At 67.9% G+C, this 23,789-nt stretch carries 24 protein-coding genes; 11 read left to right on the forward strand and 13 right to left on the reverse strand.

All coding sequences use genetic code 11. The annotated features are described in order from the left end of the window. Window positions 1-10: 10 nt before the first annotated feature. From AO501_RS25660 to AO501_RS25670, 3 genes are read right to left on the reverse strand one after another with little or no spacing between them, the layout of a single operon-like run. Window positions 11-619: a hypothetical protein gene (locus AO501_RS25660; RefSeq protein WP_055580399.1), complete on the reverse strand. Its 609-nt coding sequence runs from the start codon at window positions 617-619 to the stop codon at window positions 11-13. Beyond that, the gene (locus AO501_RS25665) at window positions 616-1,332 is read right to left on the reverse strand and encodes a hypothetical protein (RefSeq protein ID WP_055580400.1); all 717 of its coding nucleotides are present in this window, start codon (window positions 1,330-1,332) and stop codon (window positions 616-618) included. The genes AO501_RS25660 and AO501_RS25665 overlap by 4 nt, the downstream gene beginning before the upstream one ends. Window positions 1,333-1,363: 31 nt before the next feature. Further along, the gene (locus AO501_RS25670; protein WP_055580401.1) at window positions 1,364-2,554 is read right to left on the reverse strand and encodes an acyl-CoA dehydrogenase; all 1,191 of its coding nucleotides are present in this window, start codon (window positions 2,552-2,554) and stop codon (window positions 1,364-1,366) included. Window positions 2,555-2,589: 35 nt separating this feature from the next. Here AO501_RS25670 and AO501_RS25675 point away from each other — a divergent pair, with 35 nt between their 5' ends. Genes AO501_RS25675 through AO501_RS25700 form a run of 6 tightly spaced genes read left to right on the forward strand, consistent with a single transcriptional unit; the run spans window position 2,590 to window position 7,862 of the window. Beyond that, window positions 2,590-2,973, forward strand: coding sequence for a DUF3054 domain-containing protein (locus AO501_RS25675; protein ID WP_055580402.1), 384 nt, complete (start codon window positions 2,590-2,592; stop codon window positions 2,971-2,973). A 12-nt stretch (window positions 2,974-2,985) separates the two neighbouring features. Beyond that, a complete protein-coding gene (locus AO501_RS25680; RefSeq protein WP_055580403.1) occupies window positions 2,986-3,894 on the forward strand; it encodes an SAM-dependent methyltransferase in 909 nt (302 codons plus the stop codon). Further along, entirely contained in the window at window positions 3,891-4,373 is a 483-nt protein-coding gene (locus AO501_RS25685) for a GNAT family N-acetyltransferase (RefSeq protein WP_055580404.1), read from the forward strand. Before AO501_RS25680 ends, AO501_RS25685 begins: the two co-directional genes overlap by 4 nt. Then, window positions 4,370-5,437, forward strand: coding sequence for an LLM class flavin-dependent oxidoreductase (locus AO501_RS25690; RefSeq protein WP_055580405.1), 1,068 nt, complete (start codon window positions 4,370-4,372; stop codon window positions 5,435-5,437). Before AO501_RS25685 ends, AO501_RS25690 begins: the two co-directional genes overlap by 4 nt. Next, complete coding sequence (locus AO501_RS25695; protein ID WP_055580406.1) at window positions 5,434-6,549, forward strand: LLM class flavin-dependent oxidoreductase; 1,116 nt, start codon at window positions 5,434-5,436, stop codon at window positions 6,547-6,549. Before AO501_RS25690 ends, AO501_RS25695 begins: the two co-directional genes overlap by 4 nt. After that, window positions 6,546-7,862: an NtaA/DmoA family FMN-dependent monooxygenase gene (locus tag AO501_RS25700; protein WP_055580407.1), complete on the forward strand. Its 1,317-nt coding sequence runs from the start codon at window positions 6,546-6,548 to the stop codon at window positions 7,860-7,862. Before AO501_RS25695 ends, AO501_RS25700 begins: the two co-directional genes overlap by 4 nt. Here AO501_RS25700 and AO501_RS25705 read toward each other — a convergent pair. Together AO501_RS25705 and AO501_RS25710 are read right to left on the reverse strand one after the other, a co-directional pair. Beyond that, on the reverse strand, window positions 7,851-8,189 hold the full coding sequence (locus AO501_RS25705) for a YnfA family protein (protein ID WP_055580408.1): 339 nt from the start codon (window positions 8,187-8,189) through the stop codon (window positions 7,851-7,853). The genes AO501_RS25700 and AO501_RS25705 overlap by 12 nt on opposite strands. Continuing rightward, window positions 8,186-8,938 (reverse strand): MBL fold metallo-hydrolase, encoded by a 753-nt coding sequence (locus tag AO501_RS25710; RefSeq protein ID WP_055580434.1) that lies wholly within the window; start codon window positions 8,936-8,938, stop codon window positions 8,186-8,188. Before AO501_RS25710 ends, AO501_RS25705 begins: the two co-directional genes overlap by 4 nt. 39 nt (window positions 8,939-8,977) lie before the next feature. Here AO501_RS25710 and fgd point away from each other — a divergent pair, with 39 nt between their 5' ends. The 3 genes from fgd to AO501_RS25725 are packed head-to-tail and all read left to right on the forward strand — an operon-like array spanning window position 8,978 to window position 13,198. After that, window positions 8,978-9,988, forward strand: coding sequence for a glucose-6-phosphate dehydrogenase (coenzyme-F420) (gene fgd / locus AO501_RS25715; RefSeq protein ID WP_055580409.1), 1,011 nt, complete (start codon window positions 8,978-8,980; stop codon window positions 9,986-9,988). 2 nt (window positions 9,989-9,990) lie between these two features. After that, window positions 9,991-12,060 carry a phosphate acetyltransferase gene (pta, locus tag AO501_RS25720; protein WP_156452785.1) on the forward strand — a complete coding sequence of 690 codons (2,070 nt, stop codon included), beginning with the start codon at window positions 9,991-9,993 and terminating at the stop codon, window positions 12,058-12,060. Then, window positions 12,053-13,198, forward strand: a complete 1,146-nt coding sequence (locus AO501_RS25725) for an acetate kinase (RefSeq protein WP_055580410.1) — start codon at window positions 12,053-12,055, stop codon at window positions 13,196-13,198. Before pta ends, AO501_RS25725 begins: the two co-directional genes overlap by 8 nt. Here the strand turns inward: AO501_RS25725 and AO501_RS25730 are convergent. Further along, window positions 13,193-14,362 carry a DUF1501 domain-containing protein gene (locus AO501_RS25730; RefSeq protein WP_055580411.1) on the reverse strand — a complete coding sequence of 390 codons (1,170 nt, stop codon included), beginning with the start codon at window positions 14,360-14,362 and terminating at the stop codon, window positions 13,193-13,195. The two genes, AO501_RS25725 and AO501_RS25730, sit on opposite strands and share 6 nt — an antisense overlap. Beyond that, complete coding sequence (locus AO501_RS25735) at window positions 14,359-15,663, reverse strand: DUF1800 domain-containing protein (protein ID WP_055580412.1); 1,305 nt, start codon at window positions 15,661-15,663, stop codon at window positions 14,359-14,361. Before AO501_RS25735 ends, AO501_RS25730 begins: the two co-directional genes overlap by 4 nt. A 51-nt stretch (window positions 15,664-15,714) precedes the next feature. Between AO501_RS25735 and AO501_RS25740 the strand changes: the two genes are divergently transcribed. Further along, entirely contained in the window at window positions 15,715-16,617 is a 903-nt protein-coding gene (locus AO501_RS25740) for a hypothetical protein (protein WP_156452786.1), read from the forward strand. Window positions 16,618-16,936: 319 nt separating this feature from the next. Here AO501_RS25740 and AO501_RS25745 read toward each other — a convergent pair whose 3' ends face one another. From AO501_RS25745 to glnX, 5 genes are all read right to left on the reverse strand, one after another. Continuing rightward, window positions 16,937-17,209, reverse strand: a complete 273-nt coding sequence (locus AO501_RS25745; RefSeq protein WP_055580414.1) for a hypothetical protein — start codon at window positions 17,207-17,209, stop codon at window positions 16,937-16,939. Between the two features lie 11 nt (window positions 17,210-17,220). Then, window positions 17,221-17,640: an Hsp20/alpha crystallin family protein gene (locus AO501_RS25750; protein ID WP_055580436.1), complete on the reverse strand. Its 420-nt coding sequence runs from the start codon at window positions 17,638-17,640 to the stop codon at window positions 17,221-17,223. Between the two features lie 147 nt (window positions 17,641-17,787). Then, window positions 17,788-20,091, reverse strand: coding sequence for a serine/threonine-protein kinase PknG (locus AO501_RS25755; RefSeq protein ID WP_055580415.1), 2,304 nt, complete (start codon window positions 20,089-20,091; stop codon window positions 17,788-17,790). Next, the gene (locus AO501_RS25760; RefSeq protein WP_197419950.1) at window positions 20,091-21,056 is read right to left on the reverse strand and encodes a glutamate ABC transporter substrate-binding protein; all 966 of its coding nucleotides are present in this window, start codon (window positions 21,054-21,056) and stop codon (window positions 20,091-20,093) included. The genes AO501_RS25755 and AO501_RS25760 overlap by 1 nt, the downstream gene beginning before the upstream one ends. Then, window positions 21,053-22,372, reverse strand: coding sequence for a protein kinase G-activating protein GlnX (gene glnX / locus AO501_RS25765; RefSeq protein WP_055580417.1), 1,320 nt, complete (start codon window positions 22,370-22,372; stop codon window positions 21,053-21,055). The genes AO501_RS25760 and glnX overlap by 4 nt, the downstream gene beginning before the upstream one ends. 125 nt (window positions 22,373-22,497) lie before the next feature. On the opposite strand from glnX, the gene AO501_RS25770 reads away from it, so the two are divergent. Next, on the forward strand, window positions 22,498-23,127 hold the full coding sequence (locus AO501_RS25770; protein ID WP_055580418.1) for an NUDIX hydrolase: 630 nt from the start codon (window positions 22,498-22,500) through the stop codon (window positions 23,125-23,127). Here AO501_RS25770 and thiE read toward each other — a convergent pair. Further along, window positions 23,099-23,770: a thiamine phosphate synthase gene (gene thiE, locus AO501_RS25775; RefSeq protein WP_055580419.1), complete on the reverse strand. Its 672-nt coding sequence runs from the start codon at window positions 23,768-23,770 to the stop codon at window positions 23,099-23,101. The genes AO501_RS25770 and thiE overlap by 29 nt on opposite strands. Between the last annotated feature and the right edge of the window lie 19 nt (window positions 23,771-23,789).

Here is a 23,789-nt window from a genome sequence, read left to right on the forward strand (position 1 = left end):
CCCCACCCTTCTAGGTGGGCCAGGAGCTTGCGGTGCTCCGGAAGTTGTTGTTCGGAGGATTGCAGAAGTCCGAGTTCGTCCCGGCCAGCAGGACGAAATAGCCCTCACCCTTGTGGGTGAAACTGTATGGCGGATAACTCCATCCGCTGTTGCACATCGACGTCGGCGTGCCCATGGTCGCCCGACGCCAACTGGACTTGGCGCATGCGGTGAGGGCATCGAGGTCGGAAACGCCGCTCTTGGCGATCACCAGCATGCCGCCGCCCCATTGCCCGTCCGCCCGACGATAGGCGCGCGCCCCGAAGCCGGCTCCATTGGCCTGGCATCCCAGTGCCCGCTGCAATGGCTGGAAGACGGTGGCCAGGTCGCGATTGGTGATGGCGGCTGCGGCACTGATGAATTGCGCGGCGTCGGACCCGTCGACCTCCTGCACGTTCGGGTCGTGGAAGCTGAACAGCTGCTGCGCGATCGCACTCGAACTACCGCCGCCTCCCCCTATGACAGGCCCGCTGCCGGTGGAGGTCATCGGAGGCAGCCCGCCGGCGGGGTCAGCCGCTGCTGTCGGCGCCAGGGACAGCGACAGGGTAGCGATCAACGCAAGGCGTGCAAGAACTTTCATTGCTCGATGGCATCCTGTTCCACAGTGCGTTTCGTGCGCACAGCGGTCCGCGTCGACCGCCGCCGCGGAATGCGTTCCGTGATGCCGCTCAGCGAGTTGATCATCCTGTTGAGGCTGTCCACCGCCGACTCGAGGGTGTCAGCAGTGGGCGTCAACGTCTCCACGGCGGGCGCCAGCCGACTCAGGATCTCGGCGGCCTCGGTGAATTGCTCGAGCGGTCCATTCTTGACCAGGAGCTTGTCGATGATGCCGTCCTGGGCAAACATCCGCTCGATGATCCCGTCCTCGGCGAGAATCCGCTCCAGCGGCCCGTCCTTGGCGAGCAGCCGATCAGCGAGCCCACCGGGCTCCAGGATCCGCTCGAGCGCGCTGCCTTCAACGGACACCCGATCGAGTAACCCACCGGGCGCCGTCAACAGGTCGACAACCCCACCCGGGCGCATCAGCTTGTCCGCCGGCCCGCCGCGGACCAGTGCGCGTCCCATCGCCCGGTCGTTCTCGGTGAGCTCGGCGACCCTGTTTGCGCCAATGAGCGCCCCGCGCAACGGAAATAGATCGGTAATCGGGTCTACCGTCTTCGGGTCTTCCTCGCCCAGAGACTGCTTCACACTCCCGAGCGCGATGGCCGCAACGGCGAGTCCGGCGTCGGCCACCGCGACGCCGGCCCGGACAGGGGCTGTCGCCAGACCGACAATGGCTTTGCTGAGGTTCACGCGGCAAGTGTATGTGGGCCGATGCGTCGTATCACCGAAATGCGGCTATGCCGGTGAAAGCCTGACCGAGGACCAGCTGGTGCATTTCCGGGGTGCCTTCATACGTCAATACCGACTCCAGGTTGACCATGTGCCGGATCACCGGGTATTCCAGCGATATTCCATTGCCGCCCAATATCGTTCGCGCGGTCCGGCAGATCTCGATGGCCTCTCGGGTGTTGTTGAGCTTGCCGAAGCTCACCTGGTCCGGGCGCAGCCCCACGGTGTCCTTGAGGCGGCCCAGGTGCAGCGACAGCAACTGACCCTTGTGCAGTTCGACCGCCATGTCGACCAGCTTGGCCTGGGTCAACTGGAAACCGGCGATCGGGCGTCCGAACTGGGTGCGCTGGCTCGCGTACTCCAGCGCGGACTGCCAGGCCGAGCGCGCCGCACCCATGGAGCCCCAGACAATGCCGTAACGCGCCTCCGAGAGACAGGCCAGCGGCCCCTTGAGGCCTACGGCGCCCGGCAACAGCGCCTCGTCGGGCAACCGGACGTCGTCCAGCACCAACTCGCTGGTGATAGACGCCCGTAGCGACAGCTTGTGGTGAATGGTGTTGGCGGAGAACCCCGGTGTGTCGGTCGGGACGATGAAGCCGCGGACCCCCTCTTCGGTCGCGGCCCACACCACCGCGACGTCGGCGATCGAGCCGTTGGTGATCCACAATTTGCGCCCGTTCAGCACCCAATCCGACCCGTCGCGTCGTGCCCGCGTTTTCATCGCGGCCGGATCCGATCCCGCGTCCGGTTCGGTCAACCCGAAGCAACCGATCAGCTCACCGGCCGCCATCCCGGGCAACCAACGCTGCTTCTGCTCCTCCGACCCGTTGTTCCAGATCGCGAACATCGCCAGCGACCCTTGCACCGACACCAACGACCGGATGCCGGAGTCGGCGGCCTCCAGCTCCAGACAGGCCAGGCCGTAGTGGACCGCGGACGCACCGCCGCAGCCGTAGCCCTCCAGATGCATGCCCAGCAGGCCCAGTTCGCCGAACTGCTTGGCCAGTTCGCGGGCCACCGGCAGGTCGCCGTCCTCGAACCACTGGCCGACGTGCGGAATCACCTGCTCAGCGCAGAACGCCCGGACCGTGTCCCGCACGGCGATCTCGTCGCTGGACAGCGATGCGTCCAGTCCCAGCGGGTCAAAAGGGTCGAATGCAGGGGCAGGGGTATCGGTGCTCATGGGTCAATCCTGCCCCCGCCCGGTAGTCTCGCTGCATGCAACCGCGGCGGGGGCTGGCGTGGCTCGGGATGGACGTGGTGGCCGTGCTGATCTTCTGTGCCCTGGGGCGGCGCAGCCACGACGAAGGCATCAGCGTCGGCGGGGTGGCGACCACGGCGTGGCCGTTTCTGAGCGGCACGGCGCTGGGCTGGCTCATATCGCGCGGCTGGCGTCGCCCGACGGCCGTGGTGCCCACCGGGGTGATCGTCTGGGTATCGACGGTGGTGGTCGGGATGCTGCTGCGCAAGGCCAGTTCAGCCAGTGTGGCGTGGGCCTTCGTGGTGGTGGCCTCGACGGTGACCGCCGCGTTCCTGCTCGGCTGGCGGGCGGCCGTCACAGCCCTCTCGGCACGCGCGCACCGACACGGTTCGGACGGCTGACGGCCGGACGAAATGGTACGCACCGACGGCGACACCTGGGACCCGGCCACCGGTGTCGGCATGACGGCGACGTTCGGTGCGGTCGCCAGGGCGGTGGGAACCAACAAGGGGCTGATCAACGATCCGTTCGCCGAACCGCTGGTGCGCGCCGCAGGGGTGGAGTACTTCACCCGCGTGATCGAGGATGAGCAGTACGCGGCTGACGGCGGTGGTGACCCCGTCATGTACGGAATGCTCAACATCCTTGCCGTGCACGGCCGGTTCCTGGACGAGTACCTGACCAGAGCCGCGCGAGCGGGCATCCGCCAAGCGGTCAATCTCGGCTGCGGATTGGACACCAGGGCTTACCGGTTGTGGTGGCCGCCCGGGACGACGGTGTACGAGTGCGACCAACCGGGGGTGATGGATTTCAAAGCGCAGGTACTGCGGGAGTTGGGCGGAAAGCTGACCGTGCATCGCTGCGCCGTGGGAGTCGACCTGCGCGACGACTGGATGACGGCACTGCGACGGGTCGGATTCGACCCCGCCCAACCCACTGTCTGGATCGCCGAGAACCTGTTGATCGGTTACCTGCCGCCGGATGCGCAGGATCGGCTGCTGCATCAGCTGAGCGTGTCCAGCGCCGCGGGTAGCCGGTTCGCCGCCGACCACATGCCGTGGACCGACGTGCAGTTGCAGGAGGGCCGGGCCTTCATCGAAGGCTGGCGTCAGGAGGGCCTGGACATCGACCTGGCGAAATTGACCTATTCCGCCGAATTCGTTTCTCTCCCCGAGAATCTCGAGGCGCACGGCTGGCGGACCGCCGAGCGGACCCTGGTCGAGCTGCTGTCCACCGTCGGTCTGGCGGGGCGCCGGCGGATCAGCCGGCACGACCTGGCCGTCACCCCCCGCTACGTCACCGCGACGTTGGGTGACCGGTGACGGGTGAGCTGCGCTTCGTGCCGACCGCCCTGGACGACCCGCTGGCCGCGCCGCTGCTGGCCGAGCTGGCCCAGGAGTACGCGCAACGCTACGGTGCTGATCCTCAACGGATCGCCGAGTGGCTCGTCGATGGCCCAGAGGGCGAATTCTCGCCTCCGGACGGCGGGATGCTGATCGGCGTTCAGGACGGCAGACCGGTGACCGGTGGCGCGTTCTGTCGCTTCGACGCCGAGACCGCCGAGCTCAAGCGAGTCTGGACACACCGCGAACACCGCCGCCGCGGCTACGCCAGGGCACTGCTGGCCGCGCTGGAATCGGAGATCGCCGATCGCGGTTACACCAGGGTGTACCTCATCACCGGAGACCGTCAGCCCGAGGCCGAGAAGCTTTACGAATCGACCGGATACACCCGGTTGTCCGAGCCGCTGCCGTCGCAGGGGCCGGTGTTCCCGATCGCGTTCCTGAAGGCGCTCGGATGAAACTCGGGGTCGCGCTGGACGGATACGGCTGGCACACCCAGGCCTGGACGCTGGCGGAGGAAACCCGCTCGGTGCTCAGCGGAAAGTACTGGGCGGAGCTGGCGGTCACAGCCGAACGCGGCCTACTCGATTTTCTGACCATCGACGACTCGCTCATGCCGCAACCCGGGCGCCGCGAGCGCATCGATCCGAAGCGGCTGGCCGGGCGTGCAGACGCCGTGCTGGTTGCCGCCCGCATCGCCCCGGCCACCCGGCACATCGGGCTGATCCCGGTGGCCACCGTCACCCATACCGAGCCGTTCCACATCTCCAAAGCCATTGCCACCCTTGACTATGTCTCGCACGGCCGGGCCGGCTGGCAACCCCGGGTCAGCGTCACCACGCACGAAGCGGCGCTGTTCGGCAGGCGTACCGTGCGGCCCGAGGAGTTGTTCCCCGAGGCCCGGGACTACGTCGAGGTGGTGCGCAGGTTGTGGGACAGCTGGGAGGACGACGCGGTGATCCGTGACGTCGCCACCGGCCGCTTCATCGACCGCGACAAGCTGCACTACATCGATTTCACCGGACCGTTCTTCTCCGTCAAAGGGCCGTCGATCACACCCCGGCCGCCACAGGGTCAGCCGGTGATCGCGGTGCTGGCCCACGCCACGCCGGTCTACGAGTTCGCGGCCGATACTGCCGACATCGTCTTCGTCACTCCCACCGATTCGTCTGTGGAGAAGCTCGTGGACGAGGTGCGCGGGATCGGCGACCATCTGAAAGTCTTTGCCGACATCGTGGTTTCGTTCCACGGTGAAACGGACTTCACCTCCGACACGCTGGTCTGGGGCGGCACTCCGGCCGACCTGGTGGACATGCTGCTGCAGTGGCAGCGCGCGGGCGCCGACGGGGTCCGGCTGCGTCCCGCCGTGCACGCCACCGACCTGCCGGCGATCGTGGACGAGGTGGTGCCGCTGCTGCAGCGCGCTGGCGAGTTCCGCTCCGAGTACCGCGACGGCGAAACGCTGCGCGAACGACTCGGGCTGCCGGTAGCGGTCAACCGGTATACGGCGGTGAGCCGATGATTCCCTTGTCGATTCTGGACCTTTCGCCGATCAGCGCGGGCAGCACCGCGACCACCGCACTGCACAACACCATCGACCTGGCGCGGCACGCCGAGCGGTGGGGCTACCGCCGCTACTGGATCGCCGAACATCACTTCGTGGGCGTCGCCAGTTCGTCGCCCGCCCTGCTGATCGGCCAGATCGCGGCCGCTACCAACACGATTCGGGTGGGCGCGGCAGCGGTGCAACTGGGGTACACGACCGCCGTCGCCGTCGTCGAGAACTTCGGCATGCTCGACGCGTTCTATCCCGGACGCATCGACCTCGGTGTGGGCCGCTCCGGGCAGCGTCGCTCCGAGGAGGGCAAGCCGAAAAAGCCCCGTACGCCACGGCCACCACGCGTCTGGCACGAGGTGGACGGAGTGGTGATTCCGACCCCGTTCGACCTGCGCGGGATGCTCGATCTGGAACGGCTGGCGGCCACCATGGAGATCCTGCAACAGCCCGAGGCGGTATCGCCGGACTTCGCCGAGCAGGTCAACGACATCCTCGCCCTGCTGGACGGCAGCTATCGCGCCGGCGGCTTCGACGTGCACGCCGTGCCCGGCGAGGGAAGTGGGTTGCGGCCGTGGATCTTTGGCAGCACCAGGGGGCAGAGCGCGCGGGTCGCCGGAGCTTTGGGGTTGCCGTTCGTCGCGAGTTATCACATCACGCCGGCCACCGCATTGGAGGCCATCGAGGCGTACCGCGACACGTTCGTGCCGTCCGCTGCCCTCAACGAGCCCTATGTGGTGGTGTCGGCCGACATCGTGGTCGCCGACGACACGGAGACCGCTCAGCGTCTGGCCGCCGGGTACGGTCACTGGGTCTACTCGATCCGAACCGGCGTGGGCGCCATGCCCTATCCGGCGCCGGATGACTGCGGGCCGCTCGCCGACGAGCAATATGATTTGGTAAAAGATCGTCTCGCAACACAATTCGTCGGCAACCCGGACGAGGTCGCCGAGCGGTTGGACGCGTTGCAGCGGCTCAGCGGAGCCGACGAACTGGTCGTCACCTCCGTCACCCACAGTCACTCCGACCGGTTGCGCTCGCACGAGCTGATCGCACAGCGGTGGGGGCTGACCCCGTGAGTCGCAAGCCGATTCATCTCGCGGTCCACTTCCCGGGCGTCAACAACACCACGGTGTGGGCGGACCCGGGCGCGGGCAGCCAGATCGAGTTCGAGTCGTTCGTGCACCTGGCGCGCACCGCCGAACGCGGTTTGTTCGACTTCTTCTTTCTGGCCGAAGGATTGCGGCTGCGCGAACACCGCGGCCACATTCACGACCTGGACGTGGTGGGCCGGCCGGATACCTTCACCGTGCTGGCGGCACTGGCCGGCGCCACCGACCGCATCGGCCTGACCGGCACCATCAACACCACCTTCAACGAACCGTTCGAAGTGGCAAGGCAATTCGCGACGCTGGATCACCTGTCGGACGGTCGCGCCGGCTGGAACATCGTCACCTCCTCGGATGCCTTCACCGGTGCCAACTTCCGCAGGGGTGGCTTCCTCGCCCATACCGACCGTTACCGGCGGGCCGAAGAGTTCGTCACCGTGGCGCAGAAGTTCTGGGACAGCTGGGCGCCGGATGCGGTGGTGCGCAAGGATGGTGTTTACGTGAATCCGGACGGGATCGGGCGCGTTGCGTTCACCGGTTCACACTTCGACGTGACGGGTTTCGCGACGCTACCGGCGGGCCCGCAGGGCCATCCGATTTTGCTGCAGGCGGGCGACTCCGACGAGGGCCGCAATTTCGGCGCCCGGTTTGCCGACGCCCTGTTCACCCTGCACGGTTCGCTCGAGGACGGTCGGCGCTACTACGCCGACGTCAAGAGCCGGGCACAGTCTTATGGCCGGGATCCCAACCGGCTCAAAGTTTTTCCAGCGGCCACCTTCGTCATCGGGGACACCGCCGACGAAGCCGAAGACAAGGCGCATCACATCCGCCGCCAGCAGGTCAGCGGGGCGACCGCCATCGGCATGCTGGAACAGGTATGGGGCCGTGAGCTTTCCGACTACGACCCGGACGGCCCGCTGCCCGAGATCGAACCGGTCGTCGACAGCGACATCACCCAGGGGCGGGTGCGTCATGGTGACCCGGTCGCGCTGGCGCGGCGTTGGCGGGAGCGGTCGCAGGCGGAGAACCTGTCGATCCGCGAGTTGGTGATCGCGGTGACCAGCCGGGAGCAGTTCGTCGGCACCGCGGCCCACATCGCCGACGAGATCGACCGATACGTGCAGGCCGACGCGTGCGACGGGTTCATCCTGGTGCCGCACCTGACACCGCACGGCCTCGATGAGTTCGTCGACCGGGTGGTCCCGCTGTTGCAGGAGCGCGGCGCTTTTCGTTCCGGATACCCGGGTGAGACGCTGCGGGAGAACCTCGGCCTAGCCTCCTGAGCGCGGTACGTACATGATCACCGCGACGCCCGCCAGGCAGACCGCCGCGCCGATGATGTCCCAGCGGTCGGGCCGGAATCCGTCGAAAACCATGCCCCACAACAGCGATCCGGCGACGAACACCCCGCCGTAGGCGGCCAGGATCCGGCCGAAATGGGCGTCGGGCTGCAGGGTGGCCACAAAACCGTAGGCGCCGAGCGCGAGGACGCCCAGACCGGCCCACAGCCAGCCGCGGTGCTCACGCACCCCTTGCCAGACCAGCCACGCGCCGCCGATCTCGAACAGCGCGGCGAGCACGAACAGCGTGATCGACTTCGCGAGCGTCACAAAGCCCCCGCCTTGCGCAGGGCCGCATCGGTGGCTTCGCGGATCGGGCCGCGCCACAACGGGCCGTGGCCGGGGGCCAGCACCTCGGTTTCCACCTGCGACAGCACCGACAGTGTTCGGATGCAATCCTGCTGGCTGTAGCTGAAAATCGCGGGCAGCAGCTGCGGCCCGTCCTGGCGGATCAGCGGGTGGCCGGTGATCAGGGCGTCGCCACTGGCCAGGACCCCGTCCACCAGATATGAGCAGTGGCCGTTGGTGTGACCGGGACTGAACACGGGCTGCGGGTTACCGGGCAGCCCGGCGGCGATGTCCGGTGTCAGCGGCCGGGTGCTCGGTATCCCGTCGCGGATGAGGCCGCCGCTGCGCACCACGTGCACTGTCCACACGGCCCAGCGCGGGCGCCAGAGGCGCAGTGCCAGATCGTGAATCGCGACCTGTTCCAGATAGTCGCGCTTGGCGTGGCCCACCTCGTCGGCGTGGCAGTAGACCGGTGTGCCGTGCTCGGCGGCGAACCAGATCGCGGTGCCCAGGTGGTCGATATGGGCGTGGGTGAGCAGGATGGCGCGCACGTCGCCCGGCCCGTAACCGAGCTTGCGCAGCGAGGCCAGCACCTCTTCGCGGTCGCCCGGATAGCCGGCGTCGATCAGCATGACGCCGGTTTCGTCGGTGACCAGCGTCCAGTTGACCGCCGGGCCGTGTGCGAGGTGAACCGTGTCGGTTATCTGAACAAGCTGTGTCTGACCGGACATGCCCATCAGCCTAGGAGCTGGGGGGAGTAGAAAAGACTGGTGGCTGAACTGAAACTTGGGTACAAGGCGTCCGCTGAACAATTCGCACCGCGCGAGCTCGTCGAACTCGCCGTCCTGGCCGAAGGACACGGCATGGACAGCGCCACCGTCAGCGATCACTTCCAGCCCTGGCGGCACAAGGGCGGGCACGCACCGTTTTCCCTCGCGTGGATGACCGCGGTCGGCGAACGCACCGAAAGACTGCAGCTGGGCACCTCGGTGCTCACCCCGACCTTCCGGTACAACCCCGCCGTCATCGCGCAGGCCTTCGCCACGATGGCCTGTCTGTACCCGGGCCGGGTGTTCCTGGGCGTCGGCACCGGTGAGGCGCTGAACGAGATCGCCACCGGCTACGAGGGCGATTGGCCGGACTTCAAGGAGCGTTTTGCCCGACTGCGCGAGTCGGTGCGGCTGATGCGCGAGTTGTGGCGCGGTGACCGCGTCGACTTCGACGGCGAGTACTACCGCACCAAGGGCGCCTCGATCTACGACGTGCCCGAGGGCGGCGTGCCGGTGTACATCGCCGCCGGTGGTCCCGCGGTGGCCAAGTACGCCGGCCGCGCCGGTGACGGCTTCATCTGCACCTCCGGCAAGGGAGAGGAGCTGTACACCGAGAAGCTGATCCCTGCGGTCAAAGAAGGCGCCGCCATCAACGAGCGCAACATCGACGACATCGACAGGATGATCGAAATCAAGATCTCCTACGACACCGACCCCGACCTGGCGCTGGAGAACACCCGGTTCTGGGCGCCGCTGTCGCTGAGCGCCGAGCAGAAGCACAGTATCGACGACCCGATCGAGATGGAGAAGGCGGCCGACGCGCTGCCCATCGAGCAGATCGCCAAGCGCTGGATCGTCGCCTCCGACCCGGACGAAGCCGTGGAAAAGGTCAGGCAGTACGTCACGTGGGGCCTCAACCACCTGGTGTTCCACGCGCCCGGGCACGACCAGCGACGGTTCCTGGAGCTGTTCGAGAAAGACCTGGCGCCGCGGTTGCGGCGGCTCGGCTGACGGTGCCCGCCTCCAGCATCTACATCGCGGCGCCCGAATCGGAGACCGGTAAGTCGACGATCGCGCTGGGGCTGATGCACCGGCTGGCGGCCACGGTCGCCAAAGTCGGTGTGTTCCGGCCCATTACGCGTCACGGTGAGGATCGTGACTACATCCTGGAACTGTTGCTCGAGCACTCCACGGCCGGGCTGACGTACGAGCAGTGCGTCGGGGTCACCTACCAGCAACTGCACGACGACAGCGACGCCGCGATAGCCGGCATCGTCGATGCGTACCACGCGGTGGCCGAGCACTGTGACGCAGTGGTGATCGTCGGCAGCGACTACACCGACGTCACCAGTCCGGCCGAGCTGTCGGTGAACGCGCGGATCGCGGTCAACCTCGGCGCGCCGGTGCTGCTGACGGTGCGTGGCAAGGGCCGCACTCCCGGCGAGGTCGCCAGCGTCGTGGAGGTATGTCTGGCCGAACTGTCCGCGCAGCGGGCCCATACCGCGGCCGTCGTCGCCAACCGCTGCGAGCCCGGCGAGATGCAGGCCGTCGCGGACGCGTTGCGCAAGTTCACCCCACGGGCCTACGTGCTGCCCGAGGAGCCGCTGCTCGCCGCACCGACGGTCGCCGAACTGACCACCGCGGTCAACGGAACACCGATCCGTGGTGACGAGCAACTGGCCCAGCGCGAGGTGATGGGCGTGATGGTCGCGGGCATGACTGCCGACCACTGCCTCGAGCGACTGCGTGACGGCATGGCGGTGATCACCCCGGGCGACCGTTCGGACGTGGTGCTGGCCGTTGCCAGTGCCCATGCGGCAGAGGGGTTTCCGTCGCTATCGTGTCTGGTGCTCAACGGCGGCTTCGACCTGCACCCGTCGATCGCCGCCCTGGTTGCCGGGCTGCGGCTGCGGTTGCCCATCATCGCCACCACGCTGGGCACCTACGACACGGCCAGCGCGGCGGCCACGGCCCGGGGCCGGGTCACCGCGTCCTCGCAACGCAAGATCGACACGGCGCTGCAACTGATGGACCGGCACGTCGACATCGACGACCTGCTCGAACAGCTCACCATCCCGATCCCGAACGTCACCACGCCGCAGATGTTCACTCACCAGTTGCAGGAGCGGGCCCGGGCGGACCGCAAACACATCGTGTTACCCGAAGGCGAGGACGACCGGATCCTGCGCTCGGCCGGGCGTCTGCTGCAGCGCTCTGTCGCCGACCTGACCATCCTGGGCGACGAACCTCAAGTACGTTCCCGGGCAGCGGAACTCGGTGTCAGCCTCGACGAAGCGACGGTGATCGACCCGCGGACCAGCGACCTGCACGAACAATTCGCGCAGCAATACGCGGAGCTGCGCAAGGCCAAGGGCGTCACGCTCGAGCACGCCCGTGAGATCATGAACGACGCAACGTATTTCGGCACCATGCTGGTGTACAACGGCAAAGTCGACGGGATGGTGTCCGGCGCCGTGCACACCACCGCGCACACCGTGCGCCCGGCGCTGGAGATCATCCGTACGGTCCCCGACGTCTCCACGGTGTCCAGCATCTTCCTGATGTGCCTGCCGGACCGGGTGCTGGCCTACGGTGACTGCGCCATCATCCCCAACCCGACGACCGAACAGCTTGCCGACATCGCGATCTCCTCGGCGCGCACGGCCGCCCAGTTCGGCATCGACCCCCGGGTGGCCATGCTGTCCTACTCGACGGGCGACTCGGGTTCCGGTGCCGACGTCGAAAAAGTCAGGAAGGCAACCGAACTGGTGCGTTCCCGGGACCCGCAGCTGCTGGTCGAGGGACCGATCCAGTACGACGCCGCGGTCGACCCGTCGGTCGCGGCCACCAAGATGCGCGACTCGCCGGTGGCCGGCCGCGCCACCGTGCTGATATTTCCCGACCTGAACACCGGCAACAACACCTATAAGGCGGTGCAGCGTTCGGCGGGCGCCATCGCGGTGGGCCCGGTGCTGCAGGGTTTGCGCAAACCGGTCAACGACCTGTCCCGGGGCGCGCTGGTCGAGGACATCGTGAACACCGTTGCCATCACCGCGATTCAGGCACAGGGCACGCATGAGTGACCGTTCGGTGCTGGTGATCAATTCCGGATCGTCGTCGCTGAAATTCCAGCTCATAGACCCCGATTCCGGCGCCTCGCGGGCCGGTGGCACCGTCGAACAGATCGGGGAGCCGTCGTCGTCGGTACCCGACCACGAGGCGGCGCTGCGTCGCGCTTTCGAGATGCTGAACGATGACGGCATCGACCTGCAGCACTGCGGGCTGGCGGCGGTGGGACACCGGGTAGTGCACGGCGGCAACCGCTTTCACCGTCCCACTCTGCTGAACGACGAGGTGGTCCGCGAGCTCGACGAGCTTTCGCCGCTGGCCCCGCTGCACAATCCACCCGCCGTGCAGGGCATCGAGGTGGCGCGCAAGCTGCTGCCCGGGGTGCCGCACATCGCGGTGTTCGACACCGCGTTCTTCCACCACCTGCCCGCCGCGGCGGCGACATACGCCATCGACCGCGACCTGGCCGATAAATGGCAGATCCGCCGGTACGGATTTCACGGCACCTCGCACGAATACGTCAGCGGTCAGGCGGCGGCCTTCCTGGGCCGTCCCTCGGCGGAGCTGAATCAGATCGTGCTGCACCTGGGCAACGGCGCCTCGGCGTCCGCGGTCGCCGGCGGCCGCCCGGTCGAGACATCGATGGGCCTCACTCCTTTGGAGGGCCTGGTCATGGGCACCCGCAGCGGTGACATCGATGCCGGTGTCTTCAGCTACCTGTGGCGGACCGCAAAGATGGACGTCGACGAGATCGAGTCGATGCTGAACAAGCGGTCCGGGGTGCTCGGCCTGTCCGGCGAGCGGGACTTCCGGCGGCTGCGAAGCATGATCGAATCAGGCGATGCCGCAGCGCAATTGGCTTACGACGTGTTCATCCACCGGCTGCGCAAGTACATCGGCGCCTACCTGGCGGTGCTCGGGCACACCGACGTGGTCAGCTTCACCGCCGGAATCGGTGAGCACGACGCGGCCGTGCGCCGGGATGCGTTGGCGGGCCTGGGGGAGCTGGGTATCGAGCTGGACGAAGACCGCAATGCCGCGGCGGCTTCCGGTGCGCGCCGGATCTCGAGTGACCGGTCGCCCATCGCCGTGCTGGTGGTGCCGACCAACGAGGAACTGGCCATCGCCCGCGACTGCGCCAGCCTGCTATAGAAAACCGAGGCTGCTGCGGCCGGCGCCGACCGACGGGGTGGGGTCGGTGCGTAGCGTGCGTACCAGCAGCTCGTGGTAGATGTCGCGAAAGTCCGTGGTGTACTTCAGGTCTCCGTGGTCGAGGTCGGTGAGGCTCGGTTCCTCGCCGTAGAACCCGCCCTTGACCGGCACGCCGGCGACGAACACCGGTCCGGCGGTGCCGTGGTCCGTTCCTTGCGACGCGTTGGCCGCAACGCGGCGACCGAACTCCGAGTAGGCCAGAACCACGACGTTGGCGCCGGCCACCTGCTGCAGGAATCCGGTGACGGCTTCGTCGAAGGTCTGCAGCAGTCGCTGCTGGGTGCCGCGTTCGTTGGCGTGGGTGTCGAAGCCGCCCAGGTGAGCCAGGTAGACCCGGGTCGGAACCCGGGCCTTGATGGCGGCAGCCACCACGCTCAGCCGACTGGCCAGGGCGTTGGGCGACTCGGTGCCTGTCACGTTCTTGAACGCGGCGTCCGTCGACTGCGCGGCGCGATAGGACTGGCGTACCGCGGCCATGGCCGGGGTATCGGTGGGGTCGTCCACACCCAGGGCTTCGATCGTCGCCCGGAACAGGTCCGAGCGAGCAGACGGTATCTGTGTCGTGGAAAGCGCTGCGGCTGTCTGCCTTTCGCCGACCGCGAGCAGTGGCAGCACACTGCCGACGTTGACCGCGCGCAGCGGATCGTCACTGGTGGCGTCCAGCCAGCGCCCGATCCATCCGGTCGGCACCGGTGCGTCCGGCGAAGCGGTCTGCCAGATGTCCATGGACCGGAAGTGGCTGTGATCGGGCTTGGGATACCCGGCGCCGCGCACGATCGCGAGTCGCCGATCGTTCCACAATTGACTCAGGCCGCGCATCGCGGGGTTCAACCCGAGGTGGTCGTCGAGGTGCAAGACGTCGTCGGGAGCGTAGGCCAGTTCCGGGCGAGCGTCGTGATAGGCGTTGTCGGCGTAGGGAATCAGCGTGTTGATACCGTCGTTGCCGCCGTACAGGGTGACGATCACCAGCACCCCGTCGCCCGCGGCGAGCGGGCGGTCCTGCGCGGCCCGCAGCAGGTCGTCCCAGTCGACCGCCAACGCGCCGGACAACAGGCCGGCCGCGCCCACCCCGGCGCCGGCGATCAGGAACTTGCGGCGGTTCATGAGGTCAGGTACTCCGGTGTGTTGACGGCTGCGGTCACCAGCCGCTGCGGCTGGCGCACCAGGGGTTGCAGGGCTTCGACCGTGCGGTCTGTCCACGCGCCCACGCCGATCAGGTATCCGACCGCGTCGATCCGCTGTCCGGGGCCGGTGCTGTCGATCGTCGACAGGTCCGCTGACCGGGCGAGCCTGGCGGCGGTGCGCAACCGCGTGGTGGCCGACGCGGTGGACAACCACACCTGGCCGTGCGGCCAGCCGTTGACGTCGGTGGGGAAGAACGGGCGCTGGCCCAGCGCCTTGAGGGTGGTCTCGACCAGCTTGTCGTGCTGCTCGGCAGGGCGGAGCGCGCGGATCACCCCGACCAGCCACTCCACGGGAGTGTTGACCACCGTTGCGTGGCCACCGGTGAACTCGTCGTCGGTGAGGATGGCCCGGGTCAGCGCCTTGAGGTCGCGCCGGGGGCCGTAGGCGGCGACAATGCGCTCAAGGGCCGGCGGGGAGGGCGGTTCGTCGGACACCAATTGCTGCCACAGGCGCCCGGCAACATGGGCCGCAGCACCGGGCCGGGCCAGGACCGCATCGCAGAATCCGGCGGCGTCGTAGTCATCGGTGACGCCGAACAGGGTCTTGGATCCCGGGTCGCGGCGGCGGGACACCAGCACCGCCCGGCCGTCGTTGATCGTCCATCCGGTCAGGGCGCGGGCGCCGGCACGGACGTCGTCCTCGGTGTACCCGTTGTTGTGGCCGAGGGTGAACAACTCCATGAACTCGCGGGCCAGGTTTTCGTTGGGGGCTTTGGCGGTGTTGAGCTGTCCGTCCAGCCAGCGCAGCATCGCGGCGTCGGTGAGCATCGCGTACGCCAGCGTGCGGAAGTCGCCCAGCTTCAGGGTGCGCAGCTTCTGGTTCTGCGCCGCCATCTGCGCGGCGATCCTGACTTTCTGTGCGGAAGTGGCAAAGTGGTTGTGCCACAACAACGTCAGCTTCTCATGCAGAGGCAGCTCGGCGGCCACCATGCGGCGCAGCCACCATCGGGTGAGTTCGTCGTTCTGTTCGGCGAGGTGGCGGCGGTACTGCGTGCGTGCCGCCGTCGTCGCGCCCCTGCCGGGCGGTTGCGGGGGCGGCAGCGACGGCATCGGGGTGGCCAGTGCGCCGCGGTCCGCGTCGGGATCGGCGGCCAGGGCGGCCTCCACGTAGCTGGGCCAATCACGGCCCACCACCGCGTCGATTTCGGCGCCGGTGGCTCCGAACCCGCACCTGCGCAGGACACGGGCCGTCATGATCCACTGAGGCGACTGCCCGGCCATAGTGCACCACTGTCGCGCGCAAACCTATGTTTTCGCTGAGTGTGGCTGTGGATGGGGGTAAGCGCCGCAGGCTGTTGTCATGCAATTGTGCGCTCCGTGAACGATGCACCCTTCGTCGGCAGTGAGGCGTTGGCGTCCGGTGCCCTCAACTGGCATCAGCTGCGCAAGCAGTACCGCGCGGTATTTCCGAATGTCTACCTACCGAAAGGCCTGCAACCGTCACTGCACCAGCGCACTGTTGCGGCCTGGCTGTGGTCGCGCCGTAGGGGCACCATTGCGGGCGCGGCAGCGGCGGCCCTGCATGGCGCGAGGTGGGTCCCCGACGACGTGCCGATCGAACTGGTGCACGCCAATGCCAGGGCGCCCCAGGGAGTGTTGACGCGACGCGAGGTGTTACTGGACGGCGAAGTCCAGGTCATCGACGGGCGGCCCGTCACCACGCCCGAGCGCACCGCTTTTGACATCGGCCGGCATGGCGCGGTGCGTTCCGCGGTGGCTCGGCTCGACTCACTCTCGCGCGCAACGGGGTTCAAGGTTGACGACGTGCTAGCCCGCATCGAGTGTCATCCACGGACGCCCGGATTGCGGCGGCTGGAGACGGCGCTCGAGCTGGTGGATGCCGGAGCCCAGTCCCCGCGGGAGAGCTACCTGCGGCTACTGCTCATGGACGCTGGCTTCCCCCGGCCGCAGACGCAGATCCCGGTGCTGGGGGCCGACGGTATTCCGCTTGCTTACCTCGATCTGGGTTGGCAGGAATCCATGGTCGCGGTCGAGTACGACGGCGATCAGCATCGGACCGACCGCCGGCAATTCGCTAAAGACATCCAGCGTCTGGAGATGCTCGAACGGATGGGCTGGATCATCGTCCGGGTGGTCGCCGAGAACCATCCAGCCACCATTGTGCGACGGGTCCGGGCTGCCCTTGAGACGGCGGGGAAGCGATCGCGAGTTTGACTGTGCGCCTACTGCTTTAATAGTGCGTCTACCGCGGAAATGTGAGCGAATTTCGACAGTAGGCGCACACTCAACGTCAGGTCCGAGAAGCCGAAGAGGCAGCCGCGGACCGCTCCCGAGTTTGACTGTGCGCCTGCTGCTTTGATAGTGCGGCTACCGCCGAAATCTACCCGAATTTCGGCGGTAGCCGCACACTCGATGGACAGGGAAAGCGGTAAAGCGCGGCCGGCGCCCGCCTCGGCCTTCAGCGCCTGAATAGGCCTGGCGTGCTTGAGGGAAGAGCGCGCTCACTCGTTTGGCCGGGGTGCGGGCCGCTCGGCTAGGTCTGTTGTGATGTCATCACCTGCCTTTCACTGCTCAGTGGGGACCGTGTGCGCGGGGAAGCCGGAGGGCTGCGCTGGACGGCGCGTACCTGATGCGCCGGCCCCTGCCTGGCGCTGAGCAGAGCGCCGGCCCGCACCGGCGGCGCGGGCGGCCTGCGGGCGGCGGCAACGGCCGCACGCAGGATGGCTTCCGCCTCGGCGAGCAATTCGGCGACGTCAGCGTCCAGGGCGTCCAGGTCCAGCTCAGCCGGAGTCAACAGGCTGGTCATCACGCGTCCGATCAGGCGTTGATGACCTGGTGTCCGTTGCTCCGCCCGATCGCGATCTTGCGCGGCTTCGCCTTCTCGGCCACCGGGATTCGCAGCGTCAGCACTCCCGTGTCATAGGACGCCTCGATCTTTTCGGTGTCGAGATTGTCGCCCAGCACCAGCTGACGGCTGAACACCCCGCGAGGGCGTTCACTGGCCAGCATCTCCCGGCCGGGATCGATTTCGGGACGTTCCGCACGCACCGTGACCACGTTGCGCTCGATGTCCAGATCCAAGGATTCTGCATCGATGCCCGGCAGATCGAATTCCACGACAAAGGACGTGCCGTCGCGCCACGCGTCCATCGGCATCACCGACGGCCGGGACGCAGTCCCCGACACCGGCCGGGTGAAACGGTCGAAGTCACGGAACGGATCGGTTCGCATCAGCATCGTCGCCACCTCCAACTCCTAATGTGGTGTCAAAGACGAAGTAAATGTATGCCAAGAGGCATACATTTGATTTACCACCGAGGTCGCGCGAACGCAAGATCCCCCGCCGGAAATTTTCTCAATCCTGTTGCGCGCGTGGACTACAGGTCAGAAGGTGCTGGTCGGCCGCACCTGGTTGGCCATGTCGACCAGGGTGTAGCGGTGTCGCTGGGTGGGGGCCACCCGCGCCAGACTGCGCAGCGAGGCCTCCACACCCAGTCGCAGCCCGTGATCGGTGAACGGGAACCCCAGGATGTGGTTGGTGCTTGCTTCGTTGTCCTGCAGCCAGTCCATCGCACCGCCGAGTACCAGGGCGCGGATCTGCAACACCCGGGGCTCGGTGGGAGGCAGGGCCTCCACCCGGCGCGCGGCGTCACGGATCTGCTCCTCGGTGATTTCACTCTGCGACCGTCCGGACAACAGGGTCACCGCGCTGGTCAGTCGCGCCGTGGTGAAATGCCTTGAGGTGGGCGGTACTTCGTCCAAAGTCTGCACCGCCCCGCTGCGATCGCCCAGAGCCGAACGCGCTCTGGCCAATCCGAACGCGGCCGAGATCACGCCGTCGTTGGTGCCCCACACCGTCTGGTAGTACTTGTGCTCGTCCGGCTCGCCGGCCAGTTCGCACGTTGCGGCCAGCGCGAGCTTGGGCGCCAGCTCGCCGGGGAAGGTGTCGAGCACCTCGGTGAAATGCTTGATCGCCGATTCGTAATCGCCGGTGAGCAGTCCGGCCACCCCCCGGTACCAGACCAGCCGCCACTGCCAACCGACCCGTTCGGCGAGATCCTCGAGTTTGCGGGTGGCCTTGCTGACGTCCCCGAGATCGAGCAGGGCCCGCACCTCCATCAGCGGCAGCTCCACCGACTCGCTGAGGTCCAAGCCCTCGGCGTCCAGCGAGCCGTGGCGGGCCGCGCGCAACGAGTCCAGCGTCTGCACCGGCTGCGAGAGCACCGTAGCTTGCAGCACCGGGGCGGCGACATCGGTCGGGTCCACCAGCGGCACCGACAGCGCGGTGACGATTTCCTTGGCAGTCAGCTTCTCCGAATGCACCTGGCCGTCCAGGTACACGTCGGTGTGCGCGACCAGCAGGTCGACCCCGAACGTCGAGCGGCTGGGACTGAAGATCGTCGACAACCCGGGCCGCGGTATGCCGGTGTCCTGGGCCACCACTTCCCGCAGCACGCCCATCAACTGCCCGGACATCTCCTCGGCGCTGGTGAACCGGCGCCGCGGATCGGGATCGATGGCGCGGCGCAACAGCCGCGCGAACGAGTCGTACTGGGCCAGCAGCGGGTCGCCGTCGGGCAGCCCGTCGACATAGCGGCCGTTGCGGGTGCGCAGGCTCATGGTCAGGGCGGCCAGCGTGCGTCCGACCGTGTAGATGTCGGTGGCCACGGTAGGCCCGGTGCGCACGATCTCCGGCGCCTGATAACCCGGGGTGCCGTACAGGTAGCCGAACGAGTTGATCCGCGACACCGCGCCGAGGTCGATCAGCTTGAGCTGCTCCTCGGTGAGCATGATGTTCTCCGGCTTGAGGTCGTTGTAGACCAGGCCGATGGAGTGCAGATAGCTCAGTGCGGGAAGGATTTCCAGGATGTAGGCGATGGCCTCGGCGACCGGCAGGTTCTCGCCGCGGCCCCGCTTGAGCGATTGCCCGCCGATGTACTCCATGACGATGTAGCCGACCGGGTCGCCGTGCTTGTCGCTGTGTTCGACGAAGTTGAAGATCTGCACGATCGACGGGTGCACCACTTCGGCCAGGAACTGGCGCTCGGCCATGGCGATCGCCTGGGCTTCGGCGTCACCGGAATGCACCAGGCCCTTGAGCACCACTGGGCGGTCGTTGACGTTGTGGTCCAGCGCCAGGTAGACCCAGCCCAGGCCGCCGTGCGCGATGCAGCCCTTGACCTCGTATTGGCCTGCGATGATGTCGCCCGGATTCAGCTGCGGCAGAAACGAATACGGGCTGCCGCAGTAGGGGCACCAGCCCTCAGAGCTGCCCTTCCCCTCGGAGCCGGACCGGCCGACCGGCCGTCCACAGTTCCAGCAGAACCGCTTCGATTCCGGGACCACGGGGTTCTTCATCAACGCCTTGAGCGGGTCGATGTCGGGGGTGCGCGGGATCTCCACCAGGCCGCCGCCCAGCTGGCGGACGGGCGGCAGCGCCCGGGTGGCAACCGACATCCGGTCCTGCGGCTGGGTGTCCATACTGCCCAGCGAGATCTGGAAGTCGTCGTCATCGTCGTCGTCGAAATCCGGCCGGAACAACGCCTGGGTGGCCTGCGGCCGGCCGGTCGTCGCGGTCGCGCCGGTCTGGGCGTTTTCTTCCGGCGGGGCGGCCGCCTGGGTGCCGGGGTCCCCGTCCAACAGGTCTTCCCGGTCCTCTTGCTGATCTTCCTGTGTTGGCTTGCCCATCAGTCCACGTACCTCGGCTGGGGCGGCAACGGGGCGGGACCCAGAACCGTCAACCACTTGCGGTAAAGCGTGTTCCAGGTGCCGTCGGTGCGGATCCGTTCCAGAGTGCCGTTGACGAACCGGACCAGTCCGGTGTTGTCCAGGTTGATGCCGATGCCGTAGGGCTGGGTGGCCATGTTGGGGCCGACGATGTGCAGGTAGGGATCCTCTTCCACCAGCCCGGCCAGGATCGAGTCGTCGGTGCTGACGGCGTCGATCTGGCGCTGCTGCATGGCCACCAGGCAGTCGGCCCAGTTCACCACCGACACGATCACCGCCGGCGGCGTGATCTCGCGGATGCGGCGCAACGAGGTGGTGCCGCGGGCCACGCAGACCCGCTTGCCGGACAGGTCGGCCACCTTGGCGATCGGCGAGTCCCGCGGGGCCAGGATGCGCTGGTTCGCATCCAGGTAAACCGTGGAGAAGTTCACCAGCTTGCGCCGCTCGCAGGTGATGGTCATGGTCTTGACGACCACGTCGACCTGCGAGCGCTGCAACGCGGTGATGCGCTCGTCGGCCGACAGGATGCGGTACTCGACGTGCGAGGGTCCGCCGAAGATGTCTCGGGCCACCTCGCCGGCGATGTCGACGTCGAAGCCGGTGATCTCGCCGGTGATCGGGTCGCGGAAGCTGAACAGGTTGCTGCCGATGTCCAGGCCGACGATCAGCCGGCCCCGGGTGCGGATGTTGGCCACCGCGGCGTCCGCGTCGGCCTTGTTGGGGAACGGGCGCAGGCTGGCGGTCGGATTGCAGTCCTGGCTGGTGCTGTCCGGCGGCAGCGCGGCTTCCATCGGCAGTTCCTGCATGCCGACGGGCGTAGGCAGTGGCAGCGTCGGCGTCACCTCGACCTTCAGCGTCTCCGGGTGCCCGCAGCCGGCCAGCAGGATCGCCGAGGCGACCAGCGCAGCGATCCGCCGGGGTCTCACCGGTACTCCTTGAGCCGGGGCCACAGGCCCAGCGCGACGGCGATGGCCGCGCCCAGGCTCAGCACCACCGCGCCGACCTGCGCGCCGGCCAGCCCTCGCTTGGCGTTCAGGACGTCGTTACGCAGGTGGTTGCGGCTCTGCTCCATCGCTTTGGTCAGGGCTTCGTCGAGCTTGTCGAAGGCCGGGGTGGAGTCGTCCTCGCCTTTTCCGAGGGCAACCTGGGTGGCGGCCCGGTAGTTGCCGACCGAGATGTAGGCATTGATCCGGTCGTTGGCCTGCTGCCAGCGCACCAGCAGCTGGTCGGCTCCCTGCAGGTCCGGCTTGTCCACGGCGTCGCGGCGCGCCATGTACGCGTCGAGCTGGTGGTGCATGGCGTCGATGCGCTGGTAGAAAGCCTGCTTGCGGACCTCTTCGTCGCCCCGGCGAATCAGTGACAGCGTCTCGTCGGCGCGGGCCTGCTGGGCGGTGATGGCCAGATTGGTGACGGTTCGCAGCGACTCGGCCGCCGTGTCCTTGGCGCTGCGGCTGGCCGTCGTCGAGATCGTCAGTGCCGTACCCACCCAGACCACCATGATGAGGATACCGAGCCCGCCGACGACCAGCCCGGGATTGACCCGCCGCCGCGTGCGCCGGGCCAGCCAGCGGTGGGCGAACGCGCCGAACGCCACAGTGGTCGTCACGACCAGGATCACCGGGGCCGGGATCTGCGTGGACGCCGTGGTCTCGCTGTCCACCCGGGCCGAGGTCGCCTGGTAGAGCTGCTGGGCGTCGGGCAGGATTCGGGACTGCATCAGCCCGGAAGCCTCCGACAGGTACGACGAGCCGACCGGATTGCCCGCCCGGTTGTTGGTGCGGGCGATCTCCACCAGCCCGGTATAGACGGCCAGTTCTGCGTTGATCCTGCCCAGCAGCTGCACCAGCGGTTCGTCCGTCAACCCGCTGGATGCCCGGGTCACCGCCACCGCGGCGTCGGTGATGGCCTGCTCGTAGCGCAGCCGGACGGCACGCGGTTCGGTCTGGGCGATGAACGCGGTCGCAGCGGCGGCGTCGGCCACCGACAGCGTGGTGTAGAGCCGTCCGGCCGCGAACGACAGCGGCTCGGTGTGGTCGAGCACGGTAGTCAGCACCTGCTGGCGGTGGTTGATGGTGGTCGAGGTGGCGAACGCGCTCGACACACCCAGGGCTGCCAGCACGATGCCGATGGTCAGGATGCGCCCCGGCGTGGTCGAGATGAACCACCAGCGGGGATGAGCCGGTTCTGCGGGCGAGCGCGACCCCATCGGCTCGGTCGACGGGTGCGCCAGCTCAACCGTCACGTCTGCTCGGACCTCATCTCGGCCATATTACGAACCCGTATAAGCGAATTCTAAGAGCATCTCGCGGCGGATGGGGGGAGGCGTGACGAATTACCTAACCGGGTTTGCGTGCATATCCTGAATCCGTGCAGGGCGACGGCGACGGGTGGGTGATCTCCGGGCGCGGCGCCCATTACTGGGGAAGGTACGGCGCGGCCGGCCTGTTGCTCCGGGCTCCGTTGCCGGACGGGACGCCTGCGGTCCTGCTGCAGCACCGCGCGGTGTGGAGTCATCAGGGCGGTACCTGGGGTCTGCCGGGCGGCGCGCGTGACAGTCACGAGACTCCGGAGCAGACCGCGGTGCGCGAAGCCCAGGAGGAAGCGGGTCTGGTCGCCGAGCGACTGACGGTGCGGGCGAAGGTCGTCACGGCGGAAGTCGCCGGCAATGGTGGGACGCTGTGGAGCTACACGACCGTGGTCGCCGACGCCGGTGAGCTGCTGCAAACCGTGCCCAACCGGGAGAGCGCCGAGTTGCGCTGGGTCGGTGAGGACGAGGTGGCCGGGTTGCCGCTGCATCCGGGCTTCGCCGCCAGCTGGGACCGGCTGCGCACCGCGCCGGCCACCGTGCCGCTGGATCACGGCGACGAGTTGCGGCACGATCTGCCACGCACCGTGCAGATCGACTCGGAGTTCTTCTGGTGCACACCGGGAGGCGCGGACCTGGCGCATTCGCCGCTGAGCCGGCGGATCAGCGCGCTGCTGCAAGCGCCGCGCTGAGTTCGGCGGCCGCCGCCCGTGGATCGGCGGCGGCGGTGACGGCCCGTACCACGACGATGCGGCGAGCGCCGGCCGCGAGCACTTCCGGCAGCCGTTGCAGGTCGATGCCGCCGATGGCGAACCACGGCTTGCCGGTTTTCAGGGCCGCGGCGGTACGGACCAGGTCCAGGCCCGGCGCCGGACGGCCCGGCTTGGTGGGCGTGGGCCAACAGGGGCCGACGCAGAAATAATCGGCCGCGGAAGCGGCCGCCTTCGCGGCCTCGCCGGCGTCGTGGCTGGATCGGCCGATCAAGGTGGTAGTTCCGACGATGTCCCGCGCGACGTCCAGCGGCAGGTCGCGCTGACCGAGGTGCAGGACGTCGGCTCCGGCAGCGCGGGCGACGTCGGCGCGGTCGTTGACCGCGAACAGCGCCCCGTGCCGGCGGGCCGCGTCGGCCAGGATCTCGCAGGCGGCCAGCTCGTCGAGCGCTTCCAGTGGGCCGAACTGCCGCTCGCCTGGCGAACCCTTGTCGCGCAGCTGGATGATGTCGACTCCGCCGGCCAGCGCGGCGTCGGCGAACTCGGCCAGGTCGCCGCGCTCGCGGCGCGCATCGGTGCACAGGTACAGCCGTGTCTGGGCGAGCCGGGAAAGGGGGTCCTGCACACCGCGACGTTAGCGCGCT

This window comes from Mycobacterium gordonae (genome assembly GCF_001417955.2).
Lineage (GTDB): Bacteria > Actinomycetota > Actinomycetes > Mycobacteriales > Mycobacteriaceae > Mycobacterium > Mycobacterium gordonae_B.